The 24,057-nt window shown below is 73.5% G+C and carries 23 protein-coding genes; 11 read left to right on the plus strand and 12 right to left on the minus strand.

Annotated elements, in window-relative coordinates:
• The first annotated feature begins 2 nt into the window (after window positions 1–2).
• Complete coding sequence (locus tag HNR61_RS42400) at window positions 3–698, plus strand: response regulator (RefSeq protein ID WP_182848802.1); 696 nt, start codon at window positions 3–5, stop codon at window positions 696–698.
• Window positions 699–813: 115 nt separating this feature from the next.
• Window positions 814–1,815, plus strand: a complete 1,002-nt coding sequence (locus HNR61_RS42405) for a sulfite exporter TauE/SafE family protein (protein WP_182848803.1) — start codon at window positions 814–816, stop codon at window positions 1,813–1,815.
• A gap of 17 nt (window positions 1,816–1,832) precedes the next feature.
• Here HNR61_RS42405 and gltX read toward each other — a convergent pair whose 3' ends face one another.
• Window positions 1,833–3,227, minus strand: a complete 1,395-nt coding sequence (gene gltX, locus HNR61_RS42410; RefSeq protein ID WP_182848804.1) for a glutamate--tRNA ligase — start codon at window positions 3,225–3,227, stop codon at window positions 1,833–1,835.
• A 72-nt stretch (window positions 3,228–3,299) separates the two neighbouring features.
• Complete coding sequence (locus HNR61_RS42415) at window positions 3,300–3,878, minus strand: TIGR03086 family metal-binding protein (protein WP_182848805.1); 579 nt, start codon at window positions 3,876–3,878, stop codon at window positions 3,300–3,302.
• 104 nt (window positions 3,879–3,982) lie between these two features.
• On the opposite strand from HNR61_RS42415, the gene HNR61_RS42420 reads away from it, so the two are divergent.
• Entirely contained in the window at window positions 3,983–4,639 is a 657-nt protein-coding gene (locus HNR61_RS42420) for an NUDIX hydrolase (RefSeq protein ID WP_182848806.1), read from the plus strand.
• Between the two features lie 9 nt (window positions 4,640–4,648).
• On the opposite strand, the gene HNR61_RS42425 is transcribed toward HNR61_RS42420, so the two are convergent.
• Window positions 4,649–5,410: an SDR family NAD(P)-dependent oxidoreductase gene (locus HNR61_RS42425; protein ID WP_182848807.1), complete on the minus strand. Its 762-nt coding sequence runs from the start codon at window positions 5,408–5,410 to the stop codon at window positions 4,649–4,651.
• Between the two features lie 221 nt (window positions 5,411–5,631).
• Here HNR61_RS42425 and HNR61_RS42430 point away from each other — a divergent pair, with 221 nt between their 5' ends.
• The gene (locus HNR61_RS42430) at window positions 5,632–6,261 is read left to right on the plus strand and encodes an HNH endonuclease family protein (RefSeq protein ID WP_312898362.1); all 630 of its coding nucleotides are present in this window, start codon (window positions 5,632–5,634) and stop codon (window positions 6,259–6,261) included.
• Window positions 6,262–6,312: 51 nt separating this feature from the next.
• On the opposite strand, the gene HNR61_RS42435 is transcribed toward HNR61_RS42430, so the two are convergent.
• Entirely contained in the window at window positions 6,313–6,816 is a 504-nt protein-coding gene (locus HNR61_RS42435; RefSeq protein WP_182848809.1) for an HAD domain-containing protein, read from the minus strand.
• Between the two features lie 253 nt (window positions 6,817–7,069).
• On the opposite strand from HNR61_RS42435, the gene HNR61_RS42440 reads away from it, so the two are divergent.
• From HNR61_RS42440 to HNR61_RS42455, 4 genes are all read left to right on the plus strand, one after another.
• On the plus strand, window positions 7,070–8,530 hold the full coding sequence (locus tag HNR61_RS42440; RefSeq protein ID WP_312898363.1) for an amino acid permease: 1,461 nt from the start codon (window positions 7,070–7,072) through the stop codon (window positions 8,528–8,530).
• Between the two features lie 115 nt (window positions 8,531–8,645).
• Entirely contained in the window at window positions 8,646–9,500 is an 855-nt protein-coding gene (locus HNR61_RS42445) for a class II glutamine amidotransferase (RefSeq protein ID WP_182848810.1), read from the plus strand.
• A gap of 39 nt (window positions 9,501–9,539) precedes the next feature.
• Window positions 9,540–10,052, plus strand: coding sequence for a hypothetical protein (locus HNR61_RS42450; RefSeq protein WP_182848811.1), 513 nt, complete (start codon window positions 9,540–9,542; stop codon window positions 10,050–10,052).
• A 75-nt stretch (window positions 10,053–10,127) separates the two neighbouring features.
• Window positions 10,128–10,937, plus strand: coding sequence for a PIG-L family deacetylase (locus HNR61_RS42455; protein WP_182848812.1), 810 nt, complete (start codon window positions 10,128–10,130; stop codon window positions 10,935–10,937).
• Here the strand turns inward: HNR61_RS42455 and HNR61_RS42460 are convergent.
• The 4 genes from HNR61_RS42460 to HNR61_RS42475 all read right to left on the minus strand — a co-directional run bounded on the left by HNR61_RS42460 (window position 10,934) and on the right by HNR61_RS42475 (window position 15,629).
• Window positions 10,934–12,094: an ARPP-2 domain-containing protein gene (locus HNR61_RS42460; RefSeq protein WP_182848813.1), complete on the minus strand. Its 1,161-nt coding sequence runs from the start codon at window positions 12,092–12,094 to the stop codon at window positions 10,934–10,936. The two genes, HNR61_RS42455 and HNR61_RS42460, sit on opposite strands and share 4 nt — an antisense overlap.
• A complete protein-coding gene (locus HNR61_RS42465) occupies window positions 12,091–13,527 on the minus strand; it encodes a hypothetical protein (RefSeq protein WP_182848814.1) in 1,437 nt (478 codons plus the stop codon). Before HNR61_RS42465 ends, HNR61_RS42460 begins: the two co-directional genes overlap by 4 nt.
• A 162-nt stretch (window positions 13,528–13,689) precedes the next feature.
• Entirely contained in the window at window positions 13,690–14,340 is a 651-nt protein-coding gene (locus tag HNR61_RS42470; RefSeq protein WP_182848815.1) for a TetR/AcrR family transcriptional regulator, read from the minus strand.
• On the minus strand, window positions 14,337–15,629 hold the full coding sequence (locus tag HNR61_RS42475; RefSeq protein WP_182848816.1) for an acyl-CoA dehydrogenase family protein: 1,293 nt from the start codon (window positions 15,627–15,629) through the stop codon (window positions 14,337–14,339). The genes HNR61_RS42470 and HNR61_RS42475 overlap by 4 nt, the downstream gene beginning before the upstream one ends.
• 120 nt (window positions 15,630–15,749) lie before the next feature.
• Here HNR61_RS42475 and HNR61_RS42480 point away from each other — a divergent pair, with 120 nt between their 5' ends.
• Together HNR61_RS42480 and qcrB are read left to right on the plus strand one after the other, a co-directional pair.
• Window positions 15,750–16,808 carry a phosphotransferase family protein gene (locus HNR61_RS42480; protein ID WP_312898364.1) on the plus strand — a complete coding sequence of 353 codons (1,059 nt, stop codon included), beginning with the start codon at window positions 15,750–15,752 and terminating at the stop codon, window positions 16,806–16,808.
• Window positions 16,809–16,915: 107 nt separating this feature from the next.
• Entirely contained in the window at window positions 16,916–18,355 is a 1,440-nt protein-coding gene (gene qcrB / locus HNR61_RS42485; RefSeq protein ID WP_182848818.1) for a cytochrome bc1 complex cytochrome b subunit, read from the plus strand.
• Here qcrB and HNR61_RS42490 read toward each other — a convergent pair.
• From HNR61_RS42490 to HNR61_RS50320, 3 genes are all read right to left on the minus strand, one after another.
• On the minus strand, window positions 18,339–19,256 hold the full coding sequence (locus HNR61_RS42490; protein ID WP_182848819.1) for an oxygenase MpaB family protein: 918 nt from the start codon (window positions 19,254–19,256) through the stop codon (window positions 18,339–18,341). The genes qcrB and HNR61_RS42490 overlap by 17 nt on opposite strands.
• Before the next feature lie 118 nt (window positions 19,257–19,374).
• Entirely contained in the window at window positions 19,375–21,012 is a 1,638-nt protein-coding gene (gene mctP / locus HNR61_RS42495; RefSeq protein WP_182848820.1) for a monocarboxylate uptake permease MctP, read from the minus strand.
• Window positions 21,009–21,239, minus strand: a complete 231-nt coding sequence (locus HNR61_RS50320) for a DUF3311 domain-containing protein (RefSeq protein ID WP_220510468.1) — start codon at window positions 21,237–21,239, stop codon at window positions 21,009–21,011. Before HNR61_RS50320 ends, mctP begins: the two co-directional genes overlap by 4 nt.
• 141 nt (window positions 21,240–21,380) lie before the next feature.
• Here HNR61_RS50320 and HNR61_RS42505 point away from each other — a divergent pair, with 141 nt between their 5' ends.
• Entirely contained in the window at window positions 21,381–22,316 is a 936-nt protein-coding gene (locus HNR61_RS42505; RefSeq protein WP_182848822.1) for a TIGR03621 family F420-dependent LLM class oxidoreductase, read from the plus strand.
• Window positions 22,317–22,329: 13 nt separating this feature from the next.
• On the opposite strand, the gene HNR61_RS42510 is transcribed toward HNR61_RS42505, so the two are convergent.
• Window positions 22,330–24,027 (minus strand): FAD-dependent oxidoreductase, encoded by a 1,698-nt coding sequence (locus HNR61_RS42510; RefSeq protein ID WP_312898366.1) that lies wholly within the window; start codon window positions 24,025–24,027, stop codon window positions 22,330–22,332.
• Window positions 24,028–24,057: the final 30 nt, after the last annotated feature.

Here is a 24,057-nt window from a genome sequence, read left to right on the forward strand (position 1 = left end):
GCGTGGACGACAAGGCGAAGATCCTGCTCGTGGACGATCGCGAGGAGAACCTCATCGCGCTGGAGGCGATCCTGTCCTCCCTCGACCAGGACCTGGTCCGGGCCCGTTCGGGCGAGGAGGCGCTGAAGGCGCTGCTCACCGACGAGTACGCGGTGATCCTGCTGGACGTCGTCATGCCGGGGATGGACGGGTTCGAGACCGCCCGCGACATCAAGCGCCGCAAGAAGACCCGCGACCTGCCGATCATCTTCCTGACGGCGGTCAACAGCGACCCCGACTACGCCTTCCGGGGGTACGCCGCCGGGGCGGTGGACTTCATCTCCAAGCCGTTCGACCCGTGGGTGCTGCGCGCCAAGGTGTCGGTGTTCGTCGAGCTGCACAACAAGAACCGGCAGTTGCGGGACCAGACGGCGCTGCTGCGCGAGCAGGCCGCGCTGCTGCGGGAGCAGGCGGCGCTGCTGCGGGAGCGCCCGCCGGAGCCGGCCGCCGGTCCGGACCCGGCGGTGGCGGAGCGGCTGGCGGCCGTGGAGGAGCAGGCCGCGGCGCTCGGCAAGCGGGTGCCCGCCGAGCTGCGCGCCGAGGCGGAGCGGCTCGACGAGCGGGTCGCGGCGCTGCGCGAGGCCCTGGACGGGGATTCCCCGGACGGCGGCTCCCCGGAGGGTGAGGCGCTGAGCGGCGACGGGGGGCCGGACGCCTGAGCGTCCATGACCGCCGCCGACCGTTGGGCGGCACCGCAGGGTAATCAACGGGTTACCGAACGGGTGGCTTGGCCCGCGCGGGCTGCGGGGACGGTCCCGCTGCGGAGGTGGGGCCATGGACGCCGCCGCGCTGTTGCTGTCGGGGGCCGGGGCCGGGCTGCTGGCCGGGGGGACGACGTGCGCCGCCGTGCAGCTGGGGCTGTTGACGGGCGCGGTGCGCGGAGCACCACCCGGCGGGGCGCGGCCGCGGGACGCGGTCGTGCCGGTGGCGGCGTTCCTGGCGGCGAAGCTGGTCGTCCACACCGCGCTCGGCGCGCTGCTGGGGCTGGTGGGCGCGGCGTTGCAGCCGGGGCCGCGGGTGCGGGGGCTGCTGCTGGTGCTGGCGGCGTCGCTGCTGGTGCTGTTCGCGCTCGACCTGATGGGGGCGCGGTGGGCGCGGCGGCTGCTGCGCCGTGACCGGTCCGCCGCCGACACCGGGCACTGCGCGCCGCGTCCCGGAGGGATGCGGCGGCCCGCCGTCCTTGGCGCGGCGACCGTGCTGGTGCCGTGCGGGCTGACGCTGTCGGCGGAGATGCTGGCGGTCGCGTCCCGGTCACCGGTGGGCGGGGCGGCGGTGATGGCGGGGTTCGTGCTGGGCACGGTCCCGCTGTTCGGGCTGCTGGGGGTGACGCTCGGGCGGGCGCTGGCGCTGCTGCGGGGCCGCCTGACGGCGCTGGCGGGGGTGGCGCTGCTGGCCGTGGCGGCGTGGACGGCGACGTCGGGGCTGCGGCTGGCGGGATGGGCGCCGTCCGCGGGCGCCGCCGGGACGGACCGGGCCGTGCGGACCGACTCCGTGCGGACCGACGCCGCCGGGGTCCAGGAGGTGACGGTGTGGGCGCTGGACCGGGGCTACCGGCCGGCGCTGGTCACGGCGCGGGCCGGGGTCCGCACCGTGCTGGTGGTGCGGACCGCCGGGACGCGCGGGCACACCCGGGCGTTCACGATCCCCGGCCGCGGCCTGGACGTGGCGCTGCCGGCGTCCGGGGAGACCCGGATCGACCTGGGCGCCCCGGGGCCGGGCCGGATGCGCTTCGTGTGCGCCTCCGGCCACTACCCCGGGACGATCACCTTCCGGTGAGGTTCGGGCGGTGAGGGTCAGGCGGTGAGCCGGGCGCGGGCGGCGGCGATGCGGGCCAGGGTGCGGTCCCGGCCCAGGATCTCCAGCGACTCGAACAGCGGCAGGCCGACGGTGCGGCCGGTGGTCGCCACCCGGACCGGGGCCTGGGTCTTGCCGAGCTTGAGGCCGTGGGCCGTGCCGACCTGCTCCAGGCGGTTCTTGAGCTCCTCGGCCGTCCAGCGGGCGTCCCGGTAGGACTCCTCCACGGCGGCGAGGATCTCGGCGGCGGGCTCCTTCATCGCCTTGGTCCAGGACTGCTCGTCGGAGACCGGCTCGTCCAGGAACGCGAAGTCGACCATCGGGACGATCTCCGACAGCAGCGCCACGCGGGTCTGGGCCAGCGGCGCGAGCTGGTTGAAGACCTCCATGTCGACCTCGAACGGCGCGTCCTCCAGGAACGGCAGGCACTCGGCGACGAACTTCTCCACCGGCAGCATCCGGATGTAGTCGCCGTTGATCGCCTTGAGCTTCTTGACGTCGAAGAACGCCGGGGAGGAGTTGACGTCCTCGATCCGGAACTCCTCGACGATCACCTCCCAGGGGACGATCTCCCGGTCGCCCGAGGGGGCCCAGCCCAGCAGCATCAGGTAGTTGCGCATGGCCTCGGCCAGGTAGCCCTCGGCGCGGTAGTCCTCCAGGGCGACCTTGTCGCGGCGCTTGGACAGCTTCTTCCGCTGCTCGTTGACGATCACCGGGACGTGCGCCCACACCGGCGGGGTGCCGCCGAGGGCCTCCCACAGAAGCTGCTGCTTGGGCGCGTTGGACAGGTGCTCCTCGCCGCGCACCACGTGGGTGATGCCCTGGCTCATGTCGTCCACGGCGTTGGCCAGCAGGAACGTCACCGAGCCGTCGGCGCGGGCGATGACGAAGTCCTCCAGCACCGCGTTCTCGAAGGTCGGCTTGCCGCGCAGCAGGTCCACCACGACGGTCTCGCCCTCGTCGGGGGTGCGGAACCGCAGCGCGCGGCCCGGGCCCGCCTCCAGGCCGCGGTCGCGGCAGAAGCCGTCGTAGCCCTTGTTGGAGTCGCCGGTGCGCTCGATGACCCGCTCGCGGGTGCAGTCGCAGTAGTAGGCGCGGCCCTGCTCGCGCAGGGTCCGGGCCGCCTCGGCGTGCCGGTCGGCGTTGGCGGACTGGAAGTAGGGGCCCTCGTACTCGCCGCCGTCCATGCCGAGCCAGGCCAGCGCGCGGATGATGCCCTCGGTCCACTCGGGGCTGTTGCGGGAGGCGTCGGTGTCCTCGATCCGCAGCACCAGCGTCCCGCCCGACTGCTTGGCCATCACCCAGTTGAACAGGGCCGAACGGGCCCCGCCGACGTGGAACATGCCGGTCGGGGAGGGCGCGAAACGTACTCGGATCGAAGACGTGGAAGACATGCCCCTAAGCGTAGAGCGCGCGGACCCCAGGTCGCGCCCGGATATCCGCGCGCCACGCCGTTCCCCGCCGGGTCAGGGGGTCCAGTGGGGGTCGCGGCCCGCCACGCCGAGCAGCCGGTCCAGCAACGGCGCGCCGTCGGCCACCGGGACCTCGGGGCCGAACGCCCCGTACCGGCGGGCCATCTCGGCGATCGCGGAGGTCTCCCGGTGGGCGGCGCGGACGACCTCCGCGGGCAGCTGGGCGGGCTGCCCGGTGGAGACGGCCAGGTCCCAGCCGTGCAGCGGGAACTCACTGAAGATCATCGCGCCGATGACGGAGGCGGGCATCCCGGGCGCGGCGCCGGTGAGGCTGGTGTCCCCCTCCCACGCCGCCGGGTCCCGCCAGGCGCGGGCGGTGTGCCGGGCCTGCTCGGCGAACCGGTCGGCCCAGCCGGGCTCGGCGGTGAAGTCGTGCTCCTCGGGCAGGTCGTCGGGGGCCTGCTTGCGGGCGGCGAACTCGGCGCACCGCGTCCAGAAGAACAGGTGGTTGACCGTGGCCCGCACGTCCCACCCGGGGTTGGGGGTCGGCGCGGTCAGCCGGTCCTCCGGAACCCCGTGGACGATCTTCGCGGCGGCCTCCGCGGCGGTCTCCATCAGATCGCGCAGTTCCATCAACGCCTCATTTCTCGCACATACGTTCGATCACGGGGACGGTAGCCACCGGCGGGAGCGGGCGTATTGAAGAAACGCGCCACGCGCCTGGGAGGATCGGGCGCATGGCAGATCCCCGCGACGGCCTCCCCACCGGCGGCTCCCTCCTCGACGGCGTGGCGGCGTTCCGCGCCACGGCCGCCGAACGGCTGGAGGCGTTCTCCCACACCACCGTCCCCGACTCCCCCGGCATGCGGCGCGCGGGGGTGGTGGTGTGCGTGGTGGAGCACGGCGGCGTGCCGTGCGTCCTGCTGATCAAGCGGGCCTACCGGGGCCGGAACGCGGGCCAGTGGGGCTTTCCCGGCGGCCGGGTCGATCCGGGGGAGACGCCGGAGCAGGCGGCGCTGCGCGAGCTGCACGAGGAGCTGGGGCTGCGCGCCGCGCCCGGCGAGGTGCTGGGACGGCTGGACGACTTTCCGGCGGCCTCCGGGTTCGCGATCACGCCGGTGGTGGTGGCCCCGGCCGATCCGGGACCGCTGCGGCCCAGCCCGGACGAGGTCCACTCGGTGCACCCGGTGCCGCTGCGGCGCGTCGCGGCCGACGACACGCCGCACTGGCTGCCGCAGCCGGACGGCGGGAGGCTGCTCCAGATGCGGCTGGGCGAGGGACGTCTGGTCCACCCGCCGACCGGGGCGATGCTGTGGCAGTTCCGCGAGGTGGTGCTGCTGGGGCGGCGGGTCCGGGTCTCCGACTTCGTGCAGCCGGACTGGACCCGGACCTGACGCGCCCGCCTAGAACGTCCCGCCGTCCACGACGATCCGCTGGTCGGTGACGTAGGAGGCGGCGTCGGAGACCAGGAAGCGGACGACGTCGGCGACCTCCTCGGGCGAGCAGACGTGCCCGTAGGGCGAGGCCGCGTCCTGCCGGCGGATGTCCTCGACCCCCGTCGTCGCGCGCACCAGGCGCCGGCCCATGTCGGTGTCGACCAGGCCGGGGGCGACGATGTTGACGTGCATGCCGTGCCCCCGCTCCTCCTTGGCCAGGGTGTGCGCCAGGGCCTCCATGGCGGCCTTGCCCATGGCGTAGGGGGCGCTGAACGGCGGCCAGATCCCGGTGATGGCGCTGGAGACGAAGACCACGTCGCCGCGGTCGGCGCGGCGCAGCAGCGGCAGCAGGGCCTGGGTGAGGTGGTGCGGGCCGAGCGCGTGCACGGCCAGCACGCGGACCAGCTCGGCGGGGTCGGTGTCGGCGACCGCGTGGCCCCGGCTGGCGATCCCGGCGCTGTGCACCAGGATGTCCAGGCGGCCGTGGTCGGCCTCGATCCGGGCGGCCAGGTCGCGGCAGGCGTCCAGGTCGTCGACCGGCGCCCGGTAGGCGAAGCCGCGCGATCCGGCGCTCCCGATGTCGGCCAGGGTCTTGCGCGCCGCCTCCTCGTCCCGGCGGTAGGCGATGGCGACCTCGGCGCCGTCGGCGGCCAGCGCGAGGGCGACCGCGCGGCCGATGCCGCGACCGCCGCCGGTGACCAGGGCGAGACGACCCGTAAGGGAACCCATCGAAACTCCTTTTCGGTCAGGCCGATTTTTCGACCCTCTCCCGGGGATCCCATCCTGCCCGGTGATCCGGCCGGAATGTAAGTGACTCCTGACGGAGGGGGCGGGATCCCGTTCGCCGTGTGATCGATTTGTGATCCCATTGATCATCTAATCGACATTTCCTCTTAATGCGGGCAATCCAGACTTGCCGCCTCATGATCATGAGACGGAGAGGAGAACCCGTGAAGCGAACGGGGATCATCGTCGCCACCCTCGCGACGGCCGCGCTCGTTCCCGCCCTGGGCCCCGCCCCGGCCCTGGCCGCGCCGCCCCCGCCGCCCGGCAAGGCCGAGGCCGCCCGCCACCTGGCGGCGCTGAGGGTCGCGTCCGAGGGGCCGGGCACCGGCTACAGCCGGGCCAAGTTCCCGCACTGGACGACCGTGTCGGGGGCCTGCAACACCCGCGAGGCCGTGCTCAGGCGCGACGGCCGGAACGTGCGGACCGACTCCCGGTGCTCCCCCGTGGCGGGCGCCTGGAAGAGCCCCTACGACGGGGCCACCTGGCGCCGCGCCTCCGACGTCGACATCGACCACATGGTCCCGCTGGCCGAGGCGTGGCGCTCGGGCGCCGGCCGGTGGACCACCGCGCAGCGGCGGGCGTTCGCCAACGACCGCTCCAGCTCGCAGCTGTGGGCGGTCACCGACAACGTCAACCAGGCCAAGGGCGACAAGGACCCGGCCGAGTGGACGCCCCCGCTGGCCTCGTTCCGCTGCATGTACGCGCGGTCCTGGATCGACGTGAAGCACCGCTACAAGCTGACCGTGGACGTCGCCGAGCGCAACGCGCTGTCCCGCATGCTCCGCGCCTGCTGACCCGGCGCGCCGCCGCCCGGCCGCGCGACCGGCGTCCCGGTGGACGCCCGGTCAGCGCCCCAGGTCGTGCAGCCAGGCGGCGGCCCGCCCGATGTCGTCCTCGGTCAGCCCCACATGGGGGTCGATCGCGACCAGCAGGTGCTCGCCCACGTCCGGCTCGCCCGCGATGCAGTCGGTGGCGTCGGGCTCGTCCTCGAACCACACGAACGGCCGCCCCGCCGTCCATCCGGCGACGTGGCGGGCCTTCCACGCGCCCAGCGTGCGCCCCTCCTCGACGCCCGGGAAGCGCGGGATCGGCACGAACGGCAGCTCCGGCAGCCCGACCCGGGGCGCGATCCACTCGTTGGCCTGGTCGCACCAGTAGCTGGCCCAGGCCAGCTCCGCGCCCGCCGCCCGGACCAACTCCAGCAGCCACGGGCCGTGCCGGCCGCTCAGCCACAGCTTGTAGGTCACCCCGTTCGGCGAGCAGCGGTGGCGGCGGTAGCCGCCGCGACGCGGCTTGGTGAAGGGGTTGAGGACGCCGTCGACGTCCAGCAGCACCAACGGGGATCCCATACCGGGACCGTACGGCATCCGGGCCCGGGTCGTGGATCTTTGTTGCCCGCGACGTTACGGCGCCTTGGTCACGGGCATGCCGTCGCGGTCGCCCCACCGGCCCCGCCCGGCCCGGCGGTCCCAGCAGTCACCGGTCACTTTTGGGTGCCTACGGGGTTATTTTTGGGCGACGTTTTGACACGTTTGGGACTCATGGCCGAAACTGCCCCGGGTCATCCCCCACCGACACCCCGTTGAAAGGCGGTAACCAGGCGTGAGCGAGCACCAGCTCCGGGCGGCAACGTCGCCCCCCGAGGCGGCGCGAGTCGTGGACGCCGGTGACGAGGGCTACAGCAAGACCCTCAAGACCCGGCACGTCAACATGATCGCCATCGGCGGCGCCATCGGCACCGGCCTGTTCCTGGGCGCCGGCGGCCGGCTGGCCAACGCGGGCCCCTCGCTGGCCATCGCCTACGCGGTCTGCGGCTTCTTCGCTTTCATGGTGGTGCGCGCGCTGGGCGAGCTGGTGCTGCACCGGCCCTCCTCCGGCTCGTTCGTCTCCTACTCCCGCGAGTTCATGGGCGAGAAGGGCGCGTTCGTCGCCGGCTGGATGCACTTCCTCAACTGGTCGACCACCGGCATCGTCGACATCACCGCGATCGCGCTCTACATCCACTACTGGAAGATGTTCACCACCATCCCGCAGTGGGTGCTGGCGCTGATCGCGCTCGCGGTGGTGCTGACCGTCAACCTGATCTCGGTGAAGATCTTCGGCGAGCTGGAGTTCTGGTTCTCCATCGTCAAGGTCGGCGCGCTGGTCGTCTTCATGTGCATCGGCATCTTCCTGCTGGTCACCGGCGAGAAGGTCGGCGGCCACGACTCCGGCCCGATGCTGATGTTCGACCACGGCGGCGTCTTCCCGCACGGCTGGCTGCCGATGCTGGTGCTCGTCCAGGGCGTCGTGTTCGCCTACGCCTCCACCGAACTGGTCGGCGTCGCCGCCGGTGAGACCGAGAACCCCGAGAAGGTCATGCCCAAGGCGGTCAACTCGATCGTCTGGCGCATCCTGGTCTTCTACATCGGCTCGGTCGTGCTGCTGGCCATGCTGCTGCCGTGGAGCGAGTACAAGGAGGGCGTCAGCCCGTTCGTCACCGTGATGTCGAAGCTGGGCGTGCCCGCCGCGGGCGACATCATGAACCTGATCGTGCTGACCGCCGCGCTGTCGTCGCTGAACTCGGGCCTGTACTCCACCGGACGCATCCTGCGCTCCCTCGGCGCGGCCGGGTCCGCGCCGAGGTTCACCACCGCGATGAGCCGCTCGCACGTCCCCTACGGCGGCATCCTCATGACCGGCGCGGTCTGCGTGCTGGGCGTCGGGCTGAACGCCTGGGTGCCGAAGAAGGCGTTCGAGATCGTCCTGAACTTCGCCTCGATCGGCATCCTGGGCAGCTGGGCCATGATCATGCTGTCCCACCTGCTGTTCGTGCGCCGGACCAAGACCGGTGAGCTGCGGCGGCCCGCGTTCCGGCTGCCCTGGTCGCCGGTCTCGGAGATCGTCACGCTGGTCTTCCTGGCGGCCGTGATCGTGCTCATGTGGTTCGACTACGACGGCGCGGGCCACATGACCGTGCTGGCCATCCCGGTGATCGTCCTGGCGCTGGTGGTCGGCTGGTTCTGCGTGCGCGGCCAGGTCCGCGAGAAGCAGGCGCTGCGCGTCGAGCGGGCGCGCGACTGACCCCGCGACCGCTCCCGCGACGGGGCCGGCCCCCGTGTAAAGGATCGGTCCCCACCTGAGGCCCGGGTCCCGGAACCGCTGACGCGGGGCCGGGGCCTCGGCCATTGTGGTGGGCATGTGCCGACTGTTCGGGATGACCACCGGAGGGCCCCGCGTGCGGGCGACGTTCTGGCTGCTGGACGCGCCGCAGAGCCTCCGGACGCAGAGCCGCAGGATGCCCGACGGCACCGGCCTCGGCTGGTTCTCGCTGGGCGACGAACCGGTCCGGGACCGGGCGCCGGTCGCGGCGTACGAGAACACCGACTTCTCCGCGATGGCCAGGCACGTGGTGTCGCACACGTTCGTGTCGCACGTGCGCTACGCCTCCACCGGCGCGGTCAGCGTCCACAACTCCCATCCGTTCGACATGAACGACCGGCTGTTCGCCCACAACGGCGTGGTGCAGGGACTCGACGTCCTCGACTCGTGGCTGACCGACGTGGACCGGGCGCTGGTGGAGGGGCAGACCGACTCCGAACGGGTGTTCGCCTACATCACCGCCGAGATCCGGCGGCAGGGCGACACCACCGCCGGGCTGGTCTCGGCCGTCCGGCGCATCGCCGCCGAGCTGCCCGTCTACTCCCTCAACCTGCTGCTGGCCGAGCCCCGGCGGCTGTGGGCGCTGCGCTACCCCGAGCCCAACGAGCTGTGGGCCCTCTCCCCCGAGCTGGGCGGGGTCGGGCACGTGCGGCACCTGGAGTCCGAGCACGAGCCCGGGAGCCTGGACGTGGCGGCCGACGACGCCGCCACCCCCGCCTACGTCGTGGCCAGCGAACGGATGGACGACGACCCCGACTGGCGGCTGCTGGCCCCCGGCGAGCTGCTGGTGGTCGACGGCCTGACGGCGACGTCGCTGTTCCCGTTCGACCCGCCCGCCCACCCCCTCACCGTCGACGACCTGTCGCTGGAGGAGGCCACCTCCCAGGTCTGAGCCCTGGACGGCGCCGGGCGGTCGCGTGAGGGTGGGGGCATGCCCGATCGCCGCCCGCCCGTGGAGCTGTCCCCGCCGCCCGCGCCGCTGCTGCGCGCCCTCAACCCGGCCATGAGGCTCCTGCTCGGCCTGCCGCTGCCCGGACCGCTGCGCGGGCCGCTGCCCGGACGCCGCATGGTGCTGCGGTTCACCGGCCGCCGGACCGGCCGCCGGTACGCCGTCCCGGTCACCGCGCACCCCGCCGGGGACGGGATCGCCTCCCTCACCGCCGCCGGATGGCGGCTCAACTTCCGGGGCGGCCACGAGGTGGAGGTGCTGCACCGGGGCCGGGTCCGGCCGATGCGCGGCGAACTCGTCGAGGACCCCGCGACCGTCGGGGAGGTCTACGTGCGCCGCATCGAGGCGATGGGCGTGCGCCGCGCCCAGCGCGAACTCGGCCTCCGGATCAACGTGGAGCGGGTCCCGACCGTCGAGGAGATGGCCGAGGCCTCCGAACGCCAGGGCCTCTCCGTGATCATGCTGCGCGACGTCCACGACGGACCCGCCCGGTAGGGCCCGTCCGCGGGACTGTCGGTCCCGGGCCGTACAGTGGCCCGGTCCGAGCAGTGCGTCCGAGGAGTCCGGAACATGCGGCAGCTCACCCTGATGGCGGTCCACGCGCATCCCGACGACGAGGTGCTGGGCACCGGCGGCCTGCTGGCCCGGTGCGCGGCCGAGGGGATCCGGACCGTCCTGGTCACCTGCACCAACGGCGAGCAGGGCGACGACGAGGGCGGGCGCAAGCCCGGCGAGCCCGGCCACGACGACGCGGGCGTGGCGCGCCGGCGGCTGGCCGAGCTGGCCGAGTCGGCGCGGATCCTCGGCATCGACCACGTCGAGCCGCTGGGCTACCGGGACTCGGGCATGGACGGGTGGGACGCCAACGGCCATCCCGAGGCGTTCGCGAACCTGCCCGTCGAGCGGGGCGCGGCGCGGGTCGCCGAGCTGATCGGGAAGTACCGGCCGCAGGTCGTGGTGACCTACGACGAGAACGGCGGCTACGGGCACCCCGACCACATCCAGGCCCACCGGGTCGCGGTCGCGGCGGTGGAGCGGACCGGGATCGCCGACAAGCTCTACCACCCCGCCGTCCCCCGCTCCGCCGTCCGGGAGATGGGACGGCGGATGCGGGAGCTGGGCATCGAGGGGTTCGACGAGCTGCCCGACGACTTCGGGGTGCCCGACGAGATGGTCCACGCGGTGCTGGACGTGTCCGAGCACGCCGGACGCAAGTTCAAGGCGCTGGAGGCGCACGCCAGCCAGGGCGACAGCATCTTCCTGCTGCGGCTGCCCGAGGAGGCCCGGCAGGAGATGTTCGGCAGGGAGGCGTTCACCCGCGTGTTCAGCCGGGTCGACGTCCCCGAGATGGAGGACGACCTGTTCACCGGGCTGCGCTAGCCCGCGCCGGTCCCCTTGCGGGCCCGCGCCCGGTGGTGGTCCAGGACGTCCTGGCGCAGCAGGTGGCCGAACCCGGCGCGTTCCAGGCGCAGCGCCAGCGACGCCTCGTCGGTGCCCAGGTCGGCGGCGGCGGCCGACAGCCGCCAGTCGTTGGCGGCCAGCCGGGTGACCAGGTAGCCGCGGCGGATCTGGGTCTCCGACAGGCGGAACGACTTCAGGTAGGCGACGCGGCCGTCCTCCCCCACGATCGCCTCGCCGATGTGGTTCTCCCGGCGCGGGGTGAACGACGGCAGGAACCGCTTCAGCGTGAAGCCCTTCAGGTACTGCACGTCCTCCAGCGAGCCGTCCGGGTCGAACAGGCCGCCCGCCATGACCTCGTCGTGGAACGCGGCCCATTCGCGCCACCTGGCCCCGGCCTGGGCGCGCAGGTCGGCCAGGGAGCGCACGGCGGTCGCGTCGAGCGGGGCCGACAGGTCGTTGTGCAGGGTCAGCAGGGCGTGGTGGTAGACGGTCTCGCCGTAGAGGTCCTCCACCAGGGTGGGGTGCAACTGCCGGTAGTCGTCGGGGTGCGGCACGGCGAACGCCCCGGCGAGCGCGTCCGCGACGTAGATCATCACTCCGCACTGGCCGGGATGGATCTCGAAGATCCGCAGGGCGTCCTCCAGGCCCGACACCCACGCGCCGCGGTAGGCCTCCTCGGCGCGCGGCGACAGGCCGTTGCGCACGGCCCGCCGCGACCACTCCTCCCACAGGACGTCCGGGCCGTTGAAGTGCAGCGCCAGATAGCCCTCGACGGCCAGGTGCAGCGGCAGGAAGCGCAGCCGGTTCTTGTCGATCCGGCGGGCCATGCGGCGCACCGTCCGGATCGGCATCCGCGGCGGGGCCCCGGGGGTGTCGCGCTCCAGCAGGCGGGTGCCGTAGGAGGCGGCCGGGAGCTGGTCGCCCTCCCAGGTCGCGACGAAGGCGTGCGGGACGAACGACACGTAGGCGGTGCCGTCGCCCACGTCCACCACGCTCGGGGCGTCGCCGGTGGCGCGGCGGTGCAGGCGCAGGCGCGGCACCGGCTCGTCGCGGACCAGGGGCACCAGGCGGACCGAGCCCCACACCTGCGCCGGGCGGGTGGTCAGCCCCGACAGGTCGAGGTCGAGCGGGTTCACGGCTGCTCCAGGAAGCGGGCGACGCGGTCGTCGAGGTAGGCGGTCAGCTCGGCCAGGCCGGCGCGGCCCTCGGCGAAGCGGGCCAGCTCCACCAGGACCGGCAGGTCCTCGGCGTCGCGGATCCCGGCGGTGGGCACGGTCGGCGCGAGCCGCCGCACGTCGAACCCCTCGGCGTCGTACACCGGGTTCAGGTGCGTGACCGTGACGCGGCGGCCGGGGTCCAGCCGGGTGCGCCAGACGCGCAGCACCTCGGCGGCCAGGCCGGGCGGGGCGTTGTCCCAGCCGTCCGACACGATCACCAGGCGGTCGGGGCCGGTGTCGAGGGCGTCCAGGATCCGGGTGCCGAGCGGGGTCGGGCCGGAGGGGTACAGCAGCAGCGCGTCGCCGCGTCCGGAGGTCCAGTGCGCGGTGTAGCGGCCGGGCGCGGCCAGCGCCTCCAGCAGGTGGTGGCAGGCCAGGGCGACGGCGAGGGGGCGGCGGCGCTTCTGCGCCGAGCCGGTCGCCGAGTAGCTGTCGTCCAGCACGGCCGCGACCGTGCCCCAGCGGCCCGCCTGCTCCCCGGCGGCGCGCAGCGCGGCGGTGCGCAGGGCGCGCGTGAGCTCGGCGCGGCGGGCGGCGCGGTCGTCGAGCCTCAGCGACAGCGCGTAGGTGGCCAGGCGGGTGAGGCCCATGCCGGGCAGGTCGGCCTGCTCGCGGATCGCCTCGACCTTCCGGGCGTGGGCGTTCTCCTGGAGGCGCAGGCGTTCCAGGCGGGTCATGCGGTGTTCGACGCGTTCCAGGAACACCGCGCGGGGGACGCCGTGCCTGGCGGCGAAGCCCTCGGCGACGGTGTAGGGCAGGTCGTAGATCGCGGCCTGCTCGTGGTGGGCGCGCCGCCAGCTCTCGAACATCGGGGTCTCGAAGCGCTTGCGGGCGGTGGGGGCGAACAGGAAGTCGCCGGTCTCGCCGCGCAGCCGCAGGTGGGCGTGGCGCGCGGCGACCTTGAGGCGGCCCCGGTACTTGACGGCGTCGAACGCCGGGTCGGGGCGCGCCGCCAGCCAGTCCCGCATGATCGCGCGGGTGCGGCGGTTGTTGGCGCCGAGCCGCCGCAGCTCGCCGAACAGCTTGTAGACGCGCTGGGCGGGCAGCAGCTCCAGCCGGCGGGCGATCAGGCGGCCCTCGGCGCGGCGGCGGCCGGCGTCGACGGCGGCGGCGGCGTGGACCAGCAGGTTCCGGATGATCAGCGCGGCGTTGTGGTCGTTGACGCCGAGGGCGAGCGCGGCGGCGTACAGGTGCCGGTAGTTCTCCCGCGTGTAGTCGTGCAGGAACCCCAGCGACAGCACCTGCTGCCGGGCGTCGTCGTGGAACTCGCGCTGGCCGGTGGCGGTGACGGCGGCGTTGACGAACGTCAGCGCGTCCTCGCACGCGACCAGGTCGGCGAGCGTCTCGTCCATCGGTCCCCCTCGGGAGGAAGCGCGGCGCCGGCCGGGGAGTGGGGGCGCGAGCTGCGAATCATCGCTGTAAAGGCGGGTTCCGGAAGTCGCTGCCGGAGTCCCGCGGCCGGCACCGGCACGCTAGCACCCGGGACGGGGGCGGATCATCCCGTTATCGGGCGGTCAGGGGTGGGGGCGGCGGGCGCGGACGGCGTCGCGCTCGGCGGCCAGGCGGCGGGTCTCCTCCGACACCGGGGCGGCCAGCACGGCGGTGATCACGTCGATGAGGTAGCTGGTGAACAGCCGGTCGTCGGCGTGCGGGCCGGACCGGGCGCGGCGGGCCAGCTCGATCGAGGCGTGCAGGATCGCGGTGAAGCGGCGGTGCAGCCGGGCGGCGTCGGCGGCCAGCAGCGGCTCGACCAGGGCGCGCCAGCGGCACAGGCTGTCGGCGGGGTCGTCGAGCACCGCCGCCGGGATGATCGGGTCCGGGCGGTTGACGACGTCGGCCCACAGTTGCAGGAACCGGCGGCCGTCCTCGTCGGCCAGCAGCGCGGCCAGGGGACGGACCAGCGCGGCGGCGAACGCCCGCAGGTCCGTCTCCCCGGCGGCCTCGATCGCGTCCAGCAGGGCGTGCCGCCCCGCGTCCACCTGCGGGGAGTGCCGGGCGAAGATCGCCCGGACGATCCCGGCGCGGTCGGTGAAGTGGTACTGGACGGCGGTGGCGTTGCGCGCCCCGGCGGCCTGGTTGATCTCGCGGAGGCTCACCGCGTCCAGGCCGCGTTCGGCGTACAGGCGCCGGGCGGCGTCCAGCAGGCGTTCCCGGGTGTCGGTCACTCGTTTCCGATCAGGTGTTCCAGGGCGGCGGCGTAGCGTTCGCGGGCGGCCGCGCGCCGGGTGGGCAGATGGCCGGTCGGCCACAGTCCCTCGACGGGCCGGTAGTCGCGCAGGACCTGCCGCGCCACCGTGATCTTGTGGACCTCGGTGGGGCCGTCGGCGACGGCCAGGGCCTGCGCTCCCATCATCATGGACGCGAACGGCATCTCGTTGGACACCCCGAGCGCGCCGTGCAGGTGCATGGCGCGCTGGACGACGTCGTGGAAGACCTTGGGCATGGCGGCCTTGACGGCGGCGATGTCCCTGCGGACCCTCCGGTAGTCGCGGTGCCTGTCGATGAGCCAGGCGGTGCGCAGCACCAGCAGCCGGAACTGCTCGATCTCGATCCAGCTGTCGGCGATCTTCTCCTGGGTCATCTGCAGCCTCGCCAGCGGGCCGTGGCGGGTCTGCCGGGACACCGCGCGCTCGCACATCATGTCGAAGGCCCGGCGGACCTGGGCGATGGTGCGCATGGCGTGGTGGATGCGGCCGCCGCCCAGTCGGGTCTGGGCGATGGCGAACGCGCCGCCCTCCTCGCCGAGCAGGTTCTCGGCGGGCACGCGGACGTCGTCGTAGCGCAGGTAGCCGTGGGAGCCCTCGCGTTCGCCGCCGACGCCGACGTTGCGGACGATCTCCAGGCCGGGCGCGTCGGCGGGCACGATGAACATCGACATGCCCTCGTAGGCGCTGACGTCGGGATCGGTCACGGCCATGACGATGAGGAAGGTGGCGTGCCGGGCGTTGGAGGAGAACCACTTCTCCCCGCTGATCACCCAGCCGTCGCCGTCGCGGACCGCGCGGGTGGTGAACAGGGTCGGGTCGGCCCCGCCGTGCGGCTCGGTCATCGAGTAGGACGAGGAGATCTCGCCGTCCAGCAGCGGCGCGAGATAGCGCTCCTTCTGCGACGGGGTGCCGAAGTGGGCGATGATCTCGGCGTTGCCGGAGTCGGGGGCCTGGCAGCCGAACACCGACGGGGCCCAGCGGGACCGGCCGAGGATCTCGTTGAGCAGCGCCAGCCTCACCTGGCCGTAGCCCTGCCCGCCGAGGTCGGGGCCCAGGTGGCAGGCCCACAGCCCCTGGTCCCTCACCCGCTGCTGGAGGGGGCGGACCAGTTCCTTGAACCGCGGGTCGGTCTTGTCGTAGGGGTCGCCCAGCACCAGGTCGAGGGGTTCGACCTCGTCGCGGACGAAGGCGTCGGCCCAGTCCAGGAGTCGCTGGTACTCGGGGTCGGTCTCGAAGTCCCACGCCATCGGCGGCCTCCTCGGGCCTCGGGGCTCGGTCTCCCCGTGATAATCGCCCTGCCTGATTGGTTAATGCAAGTGCATGACTGTTACCCTCCGGTAGGACCGTGGCCTGGGAGGGAACCCGCCGTGCAGCAGATCGACCCCGAACTGGTGGACTTCGCCGTCCTCGCCGGATGGATGGACCGGCAGGGGCTGCCGGGCGGGCCGTTCGAGGACGTGACCCCGCTGTCGGGCGGCACTCAGAACGTGCTGGTCCGCTTCCGGCGCGGCGGCCGCGACTACGTGCTGCGGCGCGGCCCCCGGCACCTACGGGCCCGCACCAACGACGTGCTGCGCCGCGAGGCCCGCGTGCTGTCGGCGCTGGACGGCACCGACGTCCCCGCGCCCCGGGTCATCGCCGCGTGCCCGGACGAGACGGTCCTGAACGGCGCGGTCTTCTACCTGATGACGCCGATCGAGGGGTTCAACGCCACCGTCGCCCTCCCCGACCTCCACCGGGGCGACGCGGACGTCCGCCATGCGATGGGCCTGAACGCCGCCCGCGCGCTGTCGGCGCTGGGCGCGGTCGACCACGAGGCGGTGGGCCTGGTCGGCTTCGGCAAGCCCGAGGGGTTCCTGGAGCGCCAGGTCGGCCGCTGGATGTCGGAGCTGGAGTCCTACGGTGCCCTGGACGGCTACCCCGGCCCCGACATCCCGGGCCTGGACAAGGTGGCGTCCTGGCTGGACGGCAACCGGCCGGCCACCTGGCGGCCCGGCGTCATGCACGGCGACTACCACCTGGCGAACCTGATGTTCGCCCCGGACGGCCCGGACGTCGCGGCGATCGTGGACTGGGAGATGTGCACGATCGGCGACCCGCTGCTGGACCTCGGCTGGCTGCTGGCGACCTGGCCGGCGGGGGACGCCGAGAGCGCGATGCTGGCCGGTCCGCTGGGCGAGGCGGGCGGCCTGCCCTCCCCCGGGGAGCTGGTGGCCGCCTACGGCGAGCGCCCGGAGGCGGCGGCGGGCCGCGACCTGTCGTCGATCACCTGGTACGCGGTGCTGGCCTCCTTCAAGCTGGGCATCGTGCTGGAGGGCACGCACGCCCGCGCGTTCGCCGGGAAGGCCCCGAAGGAGACCGGGGACCTGCTGCACTCGATCACGCTGGGGCTGTTCCGGCGGGCGCAGGCGTTCATCGCCTCCTGAGAGCGCACCGCACCCGGACCCTGAAATCTACCTCTTGTAGTACTACGGATTGTCGTATTACGTTCGGTGGTACAGGTCTTCGACGACCGACCACCGGGGGTGGTGTGATGTCAGCGGCCGGACGTTCGGCCCGGGCCATCGACGAACGCCTCGGGGGCGCGGGCTTCGCCCGGCGGGCGATGCGCAAGGCGTTCCCCGACCACTGGGGCTTCATGCTCGGGGAGATCGCGCTCTACTCCTTCGCGGTGCTGCTGCTGTCGGGCGTGTTCCTGACGCTGTTCTTCAAGCCGAGCATGGCCGAGACCGTCTACGAGGGCTCCTACGCGCCGCTGCGCGGGATCGAGATGAGCGAGGCCTACGCCTCGACGCTGCACCTCAGCTTCGACGTGCGCGGCGGGCTGCTGATGCGGCAGATCCACCACTGGGCGGCGAACGTGTTCGTCGCGGCGATCGTGGCGCACCTGCTGCGGGTGTTCTTCACCGGGGCGTTCCGCAAGCCGCGCGAGCTGAACTGGCTGCTGGGGTTCACGCTGTTCGCGCTGGCCATGGCGAACGGGTTCACCGGCTACTCGCTGCCGGACGACCTGCTGTCGGGGACGGGCCTGCGGCTGGTGCTGGGCTCGGTGCAGTCGCTGCCGATCGTCGGTTCGTACGCCTCGTTCCTGCTGGTGGGCGGCGAGTTCCCCGGAACGGACCTGGTGCCGCGGCTCTACATCGTGCACGTGCTGCTGGTGCCGGGGCTGATGCTGGCGCTGGTGCCGGTCCACGCGATCGTGCTGCCGTGGGTGCAGAAGCACACCGACTTCCGGCGCGGGCGCAGCACGGAGAAGGCGGTGGAGGGGCGGCCGTTCCTCCCGGTGTTCATGGCGAAGACGGCGGCGTTCCTGCTGTTCGTGACCGGCGTCGTCACGCTGATGGCGACGTTCCTGCAGATCAACCCGATCTGGCTGTACGGGCCCTACGACCCGAGCGCGATCAGCGCGGGGTCGCAGCCGGACTGGTACGTGGGGTTCGGCGACGGGGCGCTGCGGCTGATGCCGGGCTGGGACGTCACGGTCGCCGGGCACACGGTCGCGCTCGGGATCGTGGTGCCGTTGCTGGTCATCACCGTGTTCTTCACGGGGATCGCGCTGTACCCGTTCCTGGAGCGGCGCCTCACCGGGGACCGGGCGGTCCACCACGTGCTGGACCGGCCGCGCGACGCCGCGGACCGCACGGCGCTGGGCGTGGCGGGGATCGTGTTCTACGGGGTGCTGTGGGCGGCGGGCGGCAACGACGTGATCGCCGAGACGTTCCGGCTGTCGCTGTTCGCGACCACGTGGTTCCTCCGGATCGCCCTGCTGGCCGGGCCGGTGCTGGCGTTCGTCGTCACCAGGCGGATCTGCCTGGGGCTGCGCCGCCGCGACATGCTGCTGCTCAGGCACGGCGTCGAGACCGGGATCATCACCATGTCGCCGTCCGGGGAGTACCGCGAGCGCACCGTGCCGGTGCCGGAGGAGACCGCCGTGCGGCTGGGCGCGCGCAGGGAGATCACCTCGGGGCGGTAGCCTCCGCGCGCCGCCACGCCCTCATCAGGTTGCGGCGCGGCCGCACGCCGCACCTGGCGAGCCGGACGTGCAGGTCGGCCATCAGCGCCCGGGTCTCCGGCTTGAACGGCCTCCCCCGGACCTCCGGCGGCACCGCCGTCGCCAACAGCCGCGTGAGCCGGAGGCCGGCGGTGACCAGCGGCTGGACGCCGGGGACCTCGGGCAGGGCGCGGTAGAGGTCGCGGGCCCAGCGCGGCAGCGTGTAGTAGGCCATCAGCCCGACCGGCACCCACAGCGGTTTCAGCGGCGCGAGCAGCCGCAGCTCGCGCGGCGTCCTCGGCCACAGCAGGAAGCGCAGGGTGGCCCGCGACTCCGGGATGACCCGCAGGTCCAGCCCGGCGCGGGCCCGCGCGAAGTACTCCTCCATCGCGGCGGCGCTCCCGGGGACCTCGTCGGCGTGCAGGCCGACGTAGGTCGCGGTGTGCCTCTGCTCGTCGTAGTAGCGGTCGCGTCCGGCGGGGGTGAGCCTCAGCCCGCCGCGTTCGACGACCTCCAGGTACGACGACACCTCGGCGCAGTGGACCCACAGCAGCAGCTCGGGCTCGTCGACGCGGCGGGTGCGCCCGGTGTCGGGGTCGTGGACGCGGAGCCGCCGGTGCACCGCGCGGACGCGGGCGCCGAGCTCCTCGGCCTGCCCGGGGGTGCCGAGGGCGGTGACGGCGACGAAGTCGGCGGTGGTGAACAGCCGGTCGAGCGGCCGTTCCAGGAAGTCCGAGTTCTGCCAGACACCGCGCATCGTCGTCGGCTGCAACGCCTGGAGCATCAGCGCCCGCACTCCGGCGACCATCATGAGCGGGTCCAGGACGACCCGCCAGGAGACGGTCTCGGGGCCGTGCACGATCAGTTTCCGCGTGTCCACCATGATAAGCGAATGCTTACATGAGGGGGCGGGTCCCCGTCCAGTGCGCGGTGATGTGCTCTGGGCACGCCTCGCGGGTGGCGGCTGCACCCGGCCGTCCGTCACTTCCACGTGGTGCCGCTCAGCGCGGGCCCTCCCCGGTGAGGGCGCGGCCCGGGTCCTCCGGGGCGGCGAGCCGGTCGGCGGCGTCGGCGGTGTAGTCCGCCGGGGAGGTCTCGTCCGCGCCGTCGGGGACGCCGAACGCGCGGAACGCCACCGTCAGCGCCACCACGACCAGCATGTTGAGCACGAACGCCGTCAGCGCGACGTAGCCGTTCCGCTCCAGGAACGGGATCTCCGCCAGTGGCGAGGCGAAGTGCTCCTGGGCCGGTGAGGAGGACAGGTAGGCCGTCCACGTCCCGTAGACCATCCCGGCCGCCCACCCGGCCAGCAGCGCCCACCGGTGGAACCACCGCGTGAACACGCCGAGCGCCAGGGCCGGGAAGGTCTGCACGACCCAGATGCCGCCCAGCAGCTGCATGTTGATCGCCAGGGACCTGCCGAACGCGAACACGAACACCAGCGCCCCCGCCTTCACCAGCAGCGACACCAGCTGCGCCACCCGGGTCTCCTCCTCGGGGGTCGCGTCGGGCCGCAGGAACGCGGTGTAGACGTTGCGGGTGAACAGGTTGGACGCCGCGATCGACATGATCGCGGCGGGGACCAGCGCGCCCACGCCGATCGCGGCGAACGCGACCCCGGCGAACCAGGCCGGGAACGCCGCGTCGAACAGGAACGGCACCGCGAGCTGCGGGTTCCCGGCCTCGCGGACGGCGGCGACGACGCCCGGGTCGGCCAGCGCCATGTAGCCCAGCAGCGCCAGCAGGCCCAGGACCACCGAGTAGGCGGGCAGCATGGCGGCGTTGCGGCGCACCACGTCGCGGCGTCCGGCGGCGAGCGCGCCGGTGACGGTGTGCGGGTAGATGAACAGGGCCAGGGACGACCCGAGCGCCAGCGTCCCGTACGCCCAGTGCGTCATCTCGTTGGTGACGAGCGATCCCGACGGCCTGCCGGTGGCCGGGTCGGGCTTCGACAGCGCGGCCTCGGCGCTGTCGAAGACGTTCCCCCAGCCGCCGAGCCGGGCCGGAATGTAGACGATCGCGACGATGACGACCAGGTACAGCAGCGTGTCCTTGACGAAGGAGATCAGCGCCGGGGCGCGCAGCCCCGAGGTGTAGGTGTAGGCCGCCAGCAGCGCGAACGCGAGGAACAGCGGCAGGTCCGCCGCCGGTCCGGTTCCGGTGATCCCCATGACCGTCAGCACCGCCTGCACGCCGACGAGCTGGAGCGCGATGTAGGGCATCATCGCCAGGATCCCGGTGAGCGCGACCGCCAGGCCGAGGGCGCGCGACCCGAACCGGCCGTGGACGAAGTCGGCGGTGGTCACGTAGCCGTGCCGGTGCGACACCGACCACAGGCGCGGGCCGATCAGGAACACCAGCGGATAGGCGATGGCCCCGTAGGGCACCGCCCAGAACCCCATCGCGCCGCCCGCGAAGACCGCGGCGGGCACCGCGATGAAGGTGTAGGCGGTGTACAGGTCGCCGCCGAGCAGGAACCAGGTGACGAACGTGCCGAAGCCGCGCCCGCCGAGCCCCCACTCGTCCAGGTGCATGAGGGTCTGCCCGCGCCGCCACCGCGCCGCCAGGAACCCCACGACCGTCACCGCGGCCAGGAACAGCACGAAGACGCTCAGCTGGACGATGTCGACGTTCCTCATCCGGCGCCTCCCCGCCCGCGGGTCAGCCGGTGCGCGACGCCGATGCACACGGCGGTGAGCACCACCCACAGCAGTTGCCACCAGTAGAAGAACGGGAACCCCGCCAGCTTCGGGGTCACCTTGGCGTAACTGGGAACGGCCAGGTACACGACGAACGGGACGACCAGCAGGACACCGGCCAGGACGCGTCGGAACGTGGGCGTCCGCGCGGGGGGAGTCTCACTCACGGGCGGTCCTCCAGAGGGGAGCGGCCGGACACGGTCCCCGCAATCCTGCTTGGTGATCACTCTCCGCACCAGGGCCCTCACGGAAATCCGATGTCGTTTTCCCGCCAGCACCCTCCCTCCCACCGCCCGCAGCATGGACGGATGAACGATGTGAGACCTTTCCGCTTCGGCGTGGCCGTCGAGTCCGCCCGCACCGCGCGGGACCTGGTCGCCCTCGCGCGGCGGGCCGAGGAGCTCGGGTACGCGACGCTGACGCTGCGGGACCACTTCGTCAGCGAGCCGTTCGGCGACCAGCTCGCGCCGATGGTGGCGCTGACGGCGGCGGCGTGCGCGACCCGGACGCTGCGGGTCGGCACGCTGGTGCTGGCCAACGACTACCGGCACCCGGTGGTGCTCGCCAAGGAGGCCGCCACCCTGGACGAGGTCTCCGGGGGCCGCTTCGAGCTGGGCGTCGGCGCGGGGTGGCTGCGGGAGGAGTACGAGCGGGCGGGGATGGCGTTCGACGCGGCGGGCGTCCGGGTGGACCGGCTGGAGGAGTCGCTGCGGCTGCTGCGGAGCCTCCTCGACGGGCGCAAGACCACCCTGGAGGGCGCGCACTACCGGGTGCGCGACCTGACGGTCTTCCCGGTCCCCGAGCGCAGGCCGCCGATCCTGGTGGGGGCGGGCAGCGGGCGGATGCTGGGGCTGGCGGGCCGGTACGCCGACATCGTCGGGATCCTGCCGCGCGCGCTGCCGGGCGGCGCCATCTCCGAGGAGGTCTCCGAACGGCTCCCCGACACGATCGCCCGCAAGGTCGACCGGGTTCGGGAGGCCGCCGACGGGCGCGAGGTGGAGCTCAGCATGCTGGTGACGCCGAGGTTCGGCCCCGACCCGCGCCGGGTCGCCGAGCGGACGGCCCGGGAACGCGGCTGGGACCTGCCCGCCGACCTGGTGCTGGACATGCCGAGCCAGTTCGTCGGGCCGCCCGGGCACATCGCCGAGCAGATGGTCGCGCGCCGCGACCGGTACGGCTTCTCCTACTACCTGGTGCCCGATCGCCGGATGGAGGAGTTCGCCCAGGTGGTGGAGCTGCTGTGAGGCGCGGCACGGGTCACGGTAGCCGCAGGGCGGCCGGGGCGTGGCCGGGGACGGCCGGGTCGCGGGGCGGGACCGGCCTCAGCCGCCGGTAGGGGGCGCCAAGGGGCGGGCGCGGGTCGTCCTCGCCCTTGTTGGGCCACAGCGACAGGGCGCGTTCGGCCTGCGCGGTGATCGTCAGGGACGGGTTGACGCCCAGGTTGGCCGAGATCGCCGAGCCGTCCACGACGTGCAGGCCGGGATGGCCGTAGACGCGGTGGTAGGGGTCGATGACACCGGTCCGCGGGGAGTCCCCGATGACGCAGCCGCCGAGGAAGTGCGCCGTGGTCGGGATGTCGAACAGGTCGAACCACGTGCCGCCGGGCGTCGCGTCCAGCTCCTCGGCCAGCATCCGCGTGGCGGTGTGCGCGATCGGGATCCAGGTGGGCCGCGGCTCGCCCGCGCCGCGCCGCGCGACCAGGCCGCGGCCCCGCAGGCCGACGGTGACGGAGTTGTCGTCGGTCTGCATGACCAGCGCGATGACGGTGCGTCTCGCCCAGTCCCGCAGGGACAGCCCGCGCACGATCGTCCCCGGCCGGCGGGCCGCCTCCCCGAGGAACCTCCGCCAGCGGGGGCCGTCGCCGCCGTCGATGAGGAGGGTGCGGATGAGGCCCATGGCGTTGTTGCCCGCGCCGTAGCGGGTCGGCTCGATGTGGGTGCGCTCGTCGGGGTGGAACGAGGAGGTGATCGCCAGCCCGGTGCTGTGGTCCACGTCGCCCGGGCGGTGCCGGCCGGTCATGCGTTCCACGCCGAGCAGCGCCTCGGAGTTGGTGCGGGTGACCTCGCCGAGGCGCGGCGACAGCCCCGGCAGCCGCCCGGTGTCGCGCATGCGGTGCAGGAGCCGCTGCGTGCCGTAGGTCCCGGCGGCCAGCACCACGTGCGCGGCCCGCAGCCGCCGGCGCCGCCGCCCCGGCAGCGCCTGCGTCCGCAGCACCTCCACCTCGTAGCCGCCGTCCACCGGGGTGATCGCGGTGACGGTGGTGTCGGGCAGGACGCGCGCGCCCGCGCGTTCGGCGAGGTGGAGGTAGTTCTTGGTCAGGGTGTTCTTGGCGCCGGTGCGGCAGCCGACCATGCAGGACCCGCAGGCGGTGCAGGAGGTGCGCTCCGGTCCCGCGCCGCCGAAGTAGGGGTCGGGGGCGGGCCTGCCGGGCGTCCCGTCGCCGAAGAAGACGCCGACCGGCGTCGGGTGGAAGGTGTGGCCGACGCCCATCCGCTCGGCGACGCGCCGGACCGCCTCGTCGGCCGGGGTGACGATCGGGTTGACGGTGACGCCCAGCATCCGCCGGGCCTGGTCGTAGAACGGCGCGAGCTCGTCCCGCCAGTCGGTGATGTGGCCCCACTGCCGGTCGGCGAAGAACGGCTCGGGCGGCTCGTACAGCGTGTTGGCGTACACCAGCGACCCGCCGCCGACGCCCGCGCCGGCCAGGACCAGCACCCCGGCCTCGCCCCGCACCAGGTGGATGCGCTGCACGCCGCGGCAGCCGAGCCGGGGCGCCCACAGGTAGCGGCGCAGGTGCCAGGACGTGCGGGGAAGGTCCTCCTCCCCGAACCTCCGCCCCGCCTCCAGCACGGCGACCCGGTACCCCTTCTCCGCCAGCCGCAACGCCGCCACGCTGCCGCCGAACCCCGAGCCCACCACGAGCACGTCGAACCAGGCGGTGTCCACCGGATCCACCGGCACCTCCAGCGTCGGGAACGCCCCGAC

It is taken from the genome of Actinomadura kijaniata, assembly GCF_014138665.1.
GTDB classification, from domain to species: Bacteria; Actinomycetota; Actinomycetes; order Streptosporangiales; family Streptosporangiaceae; genus Spirillospora; species Spirillospora kijaniata.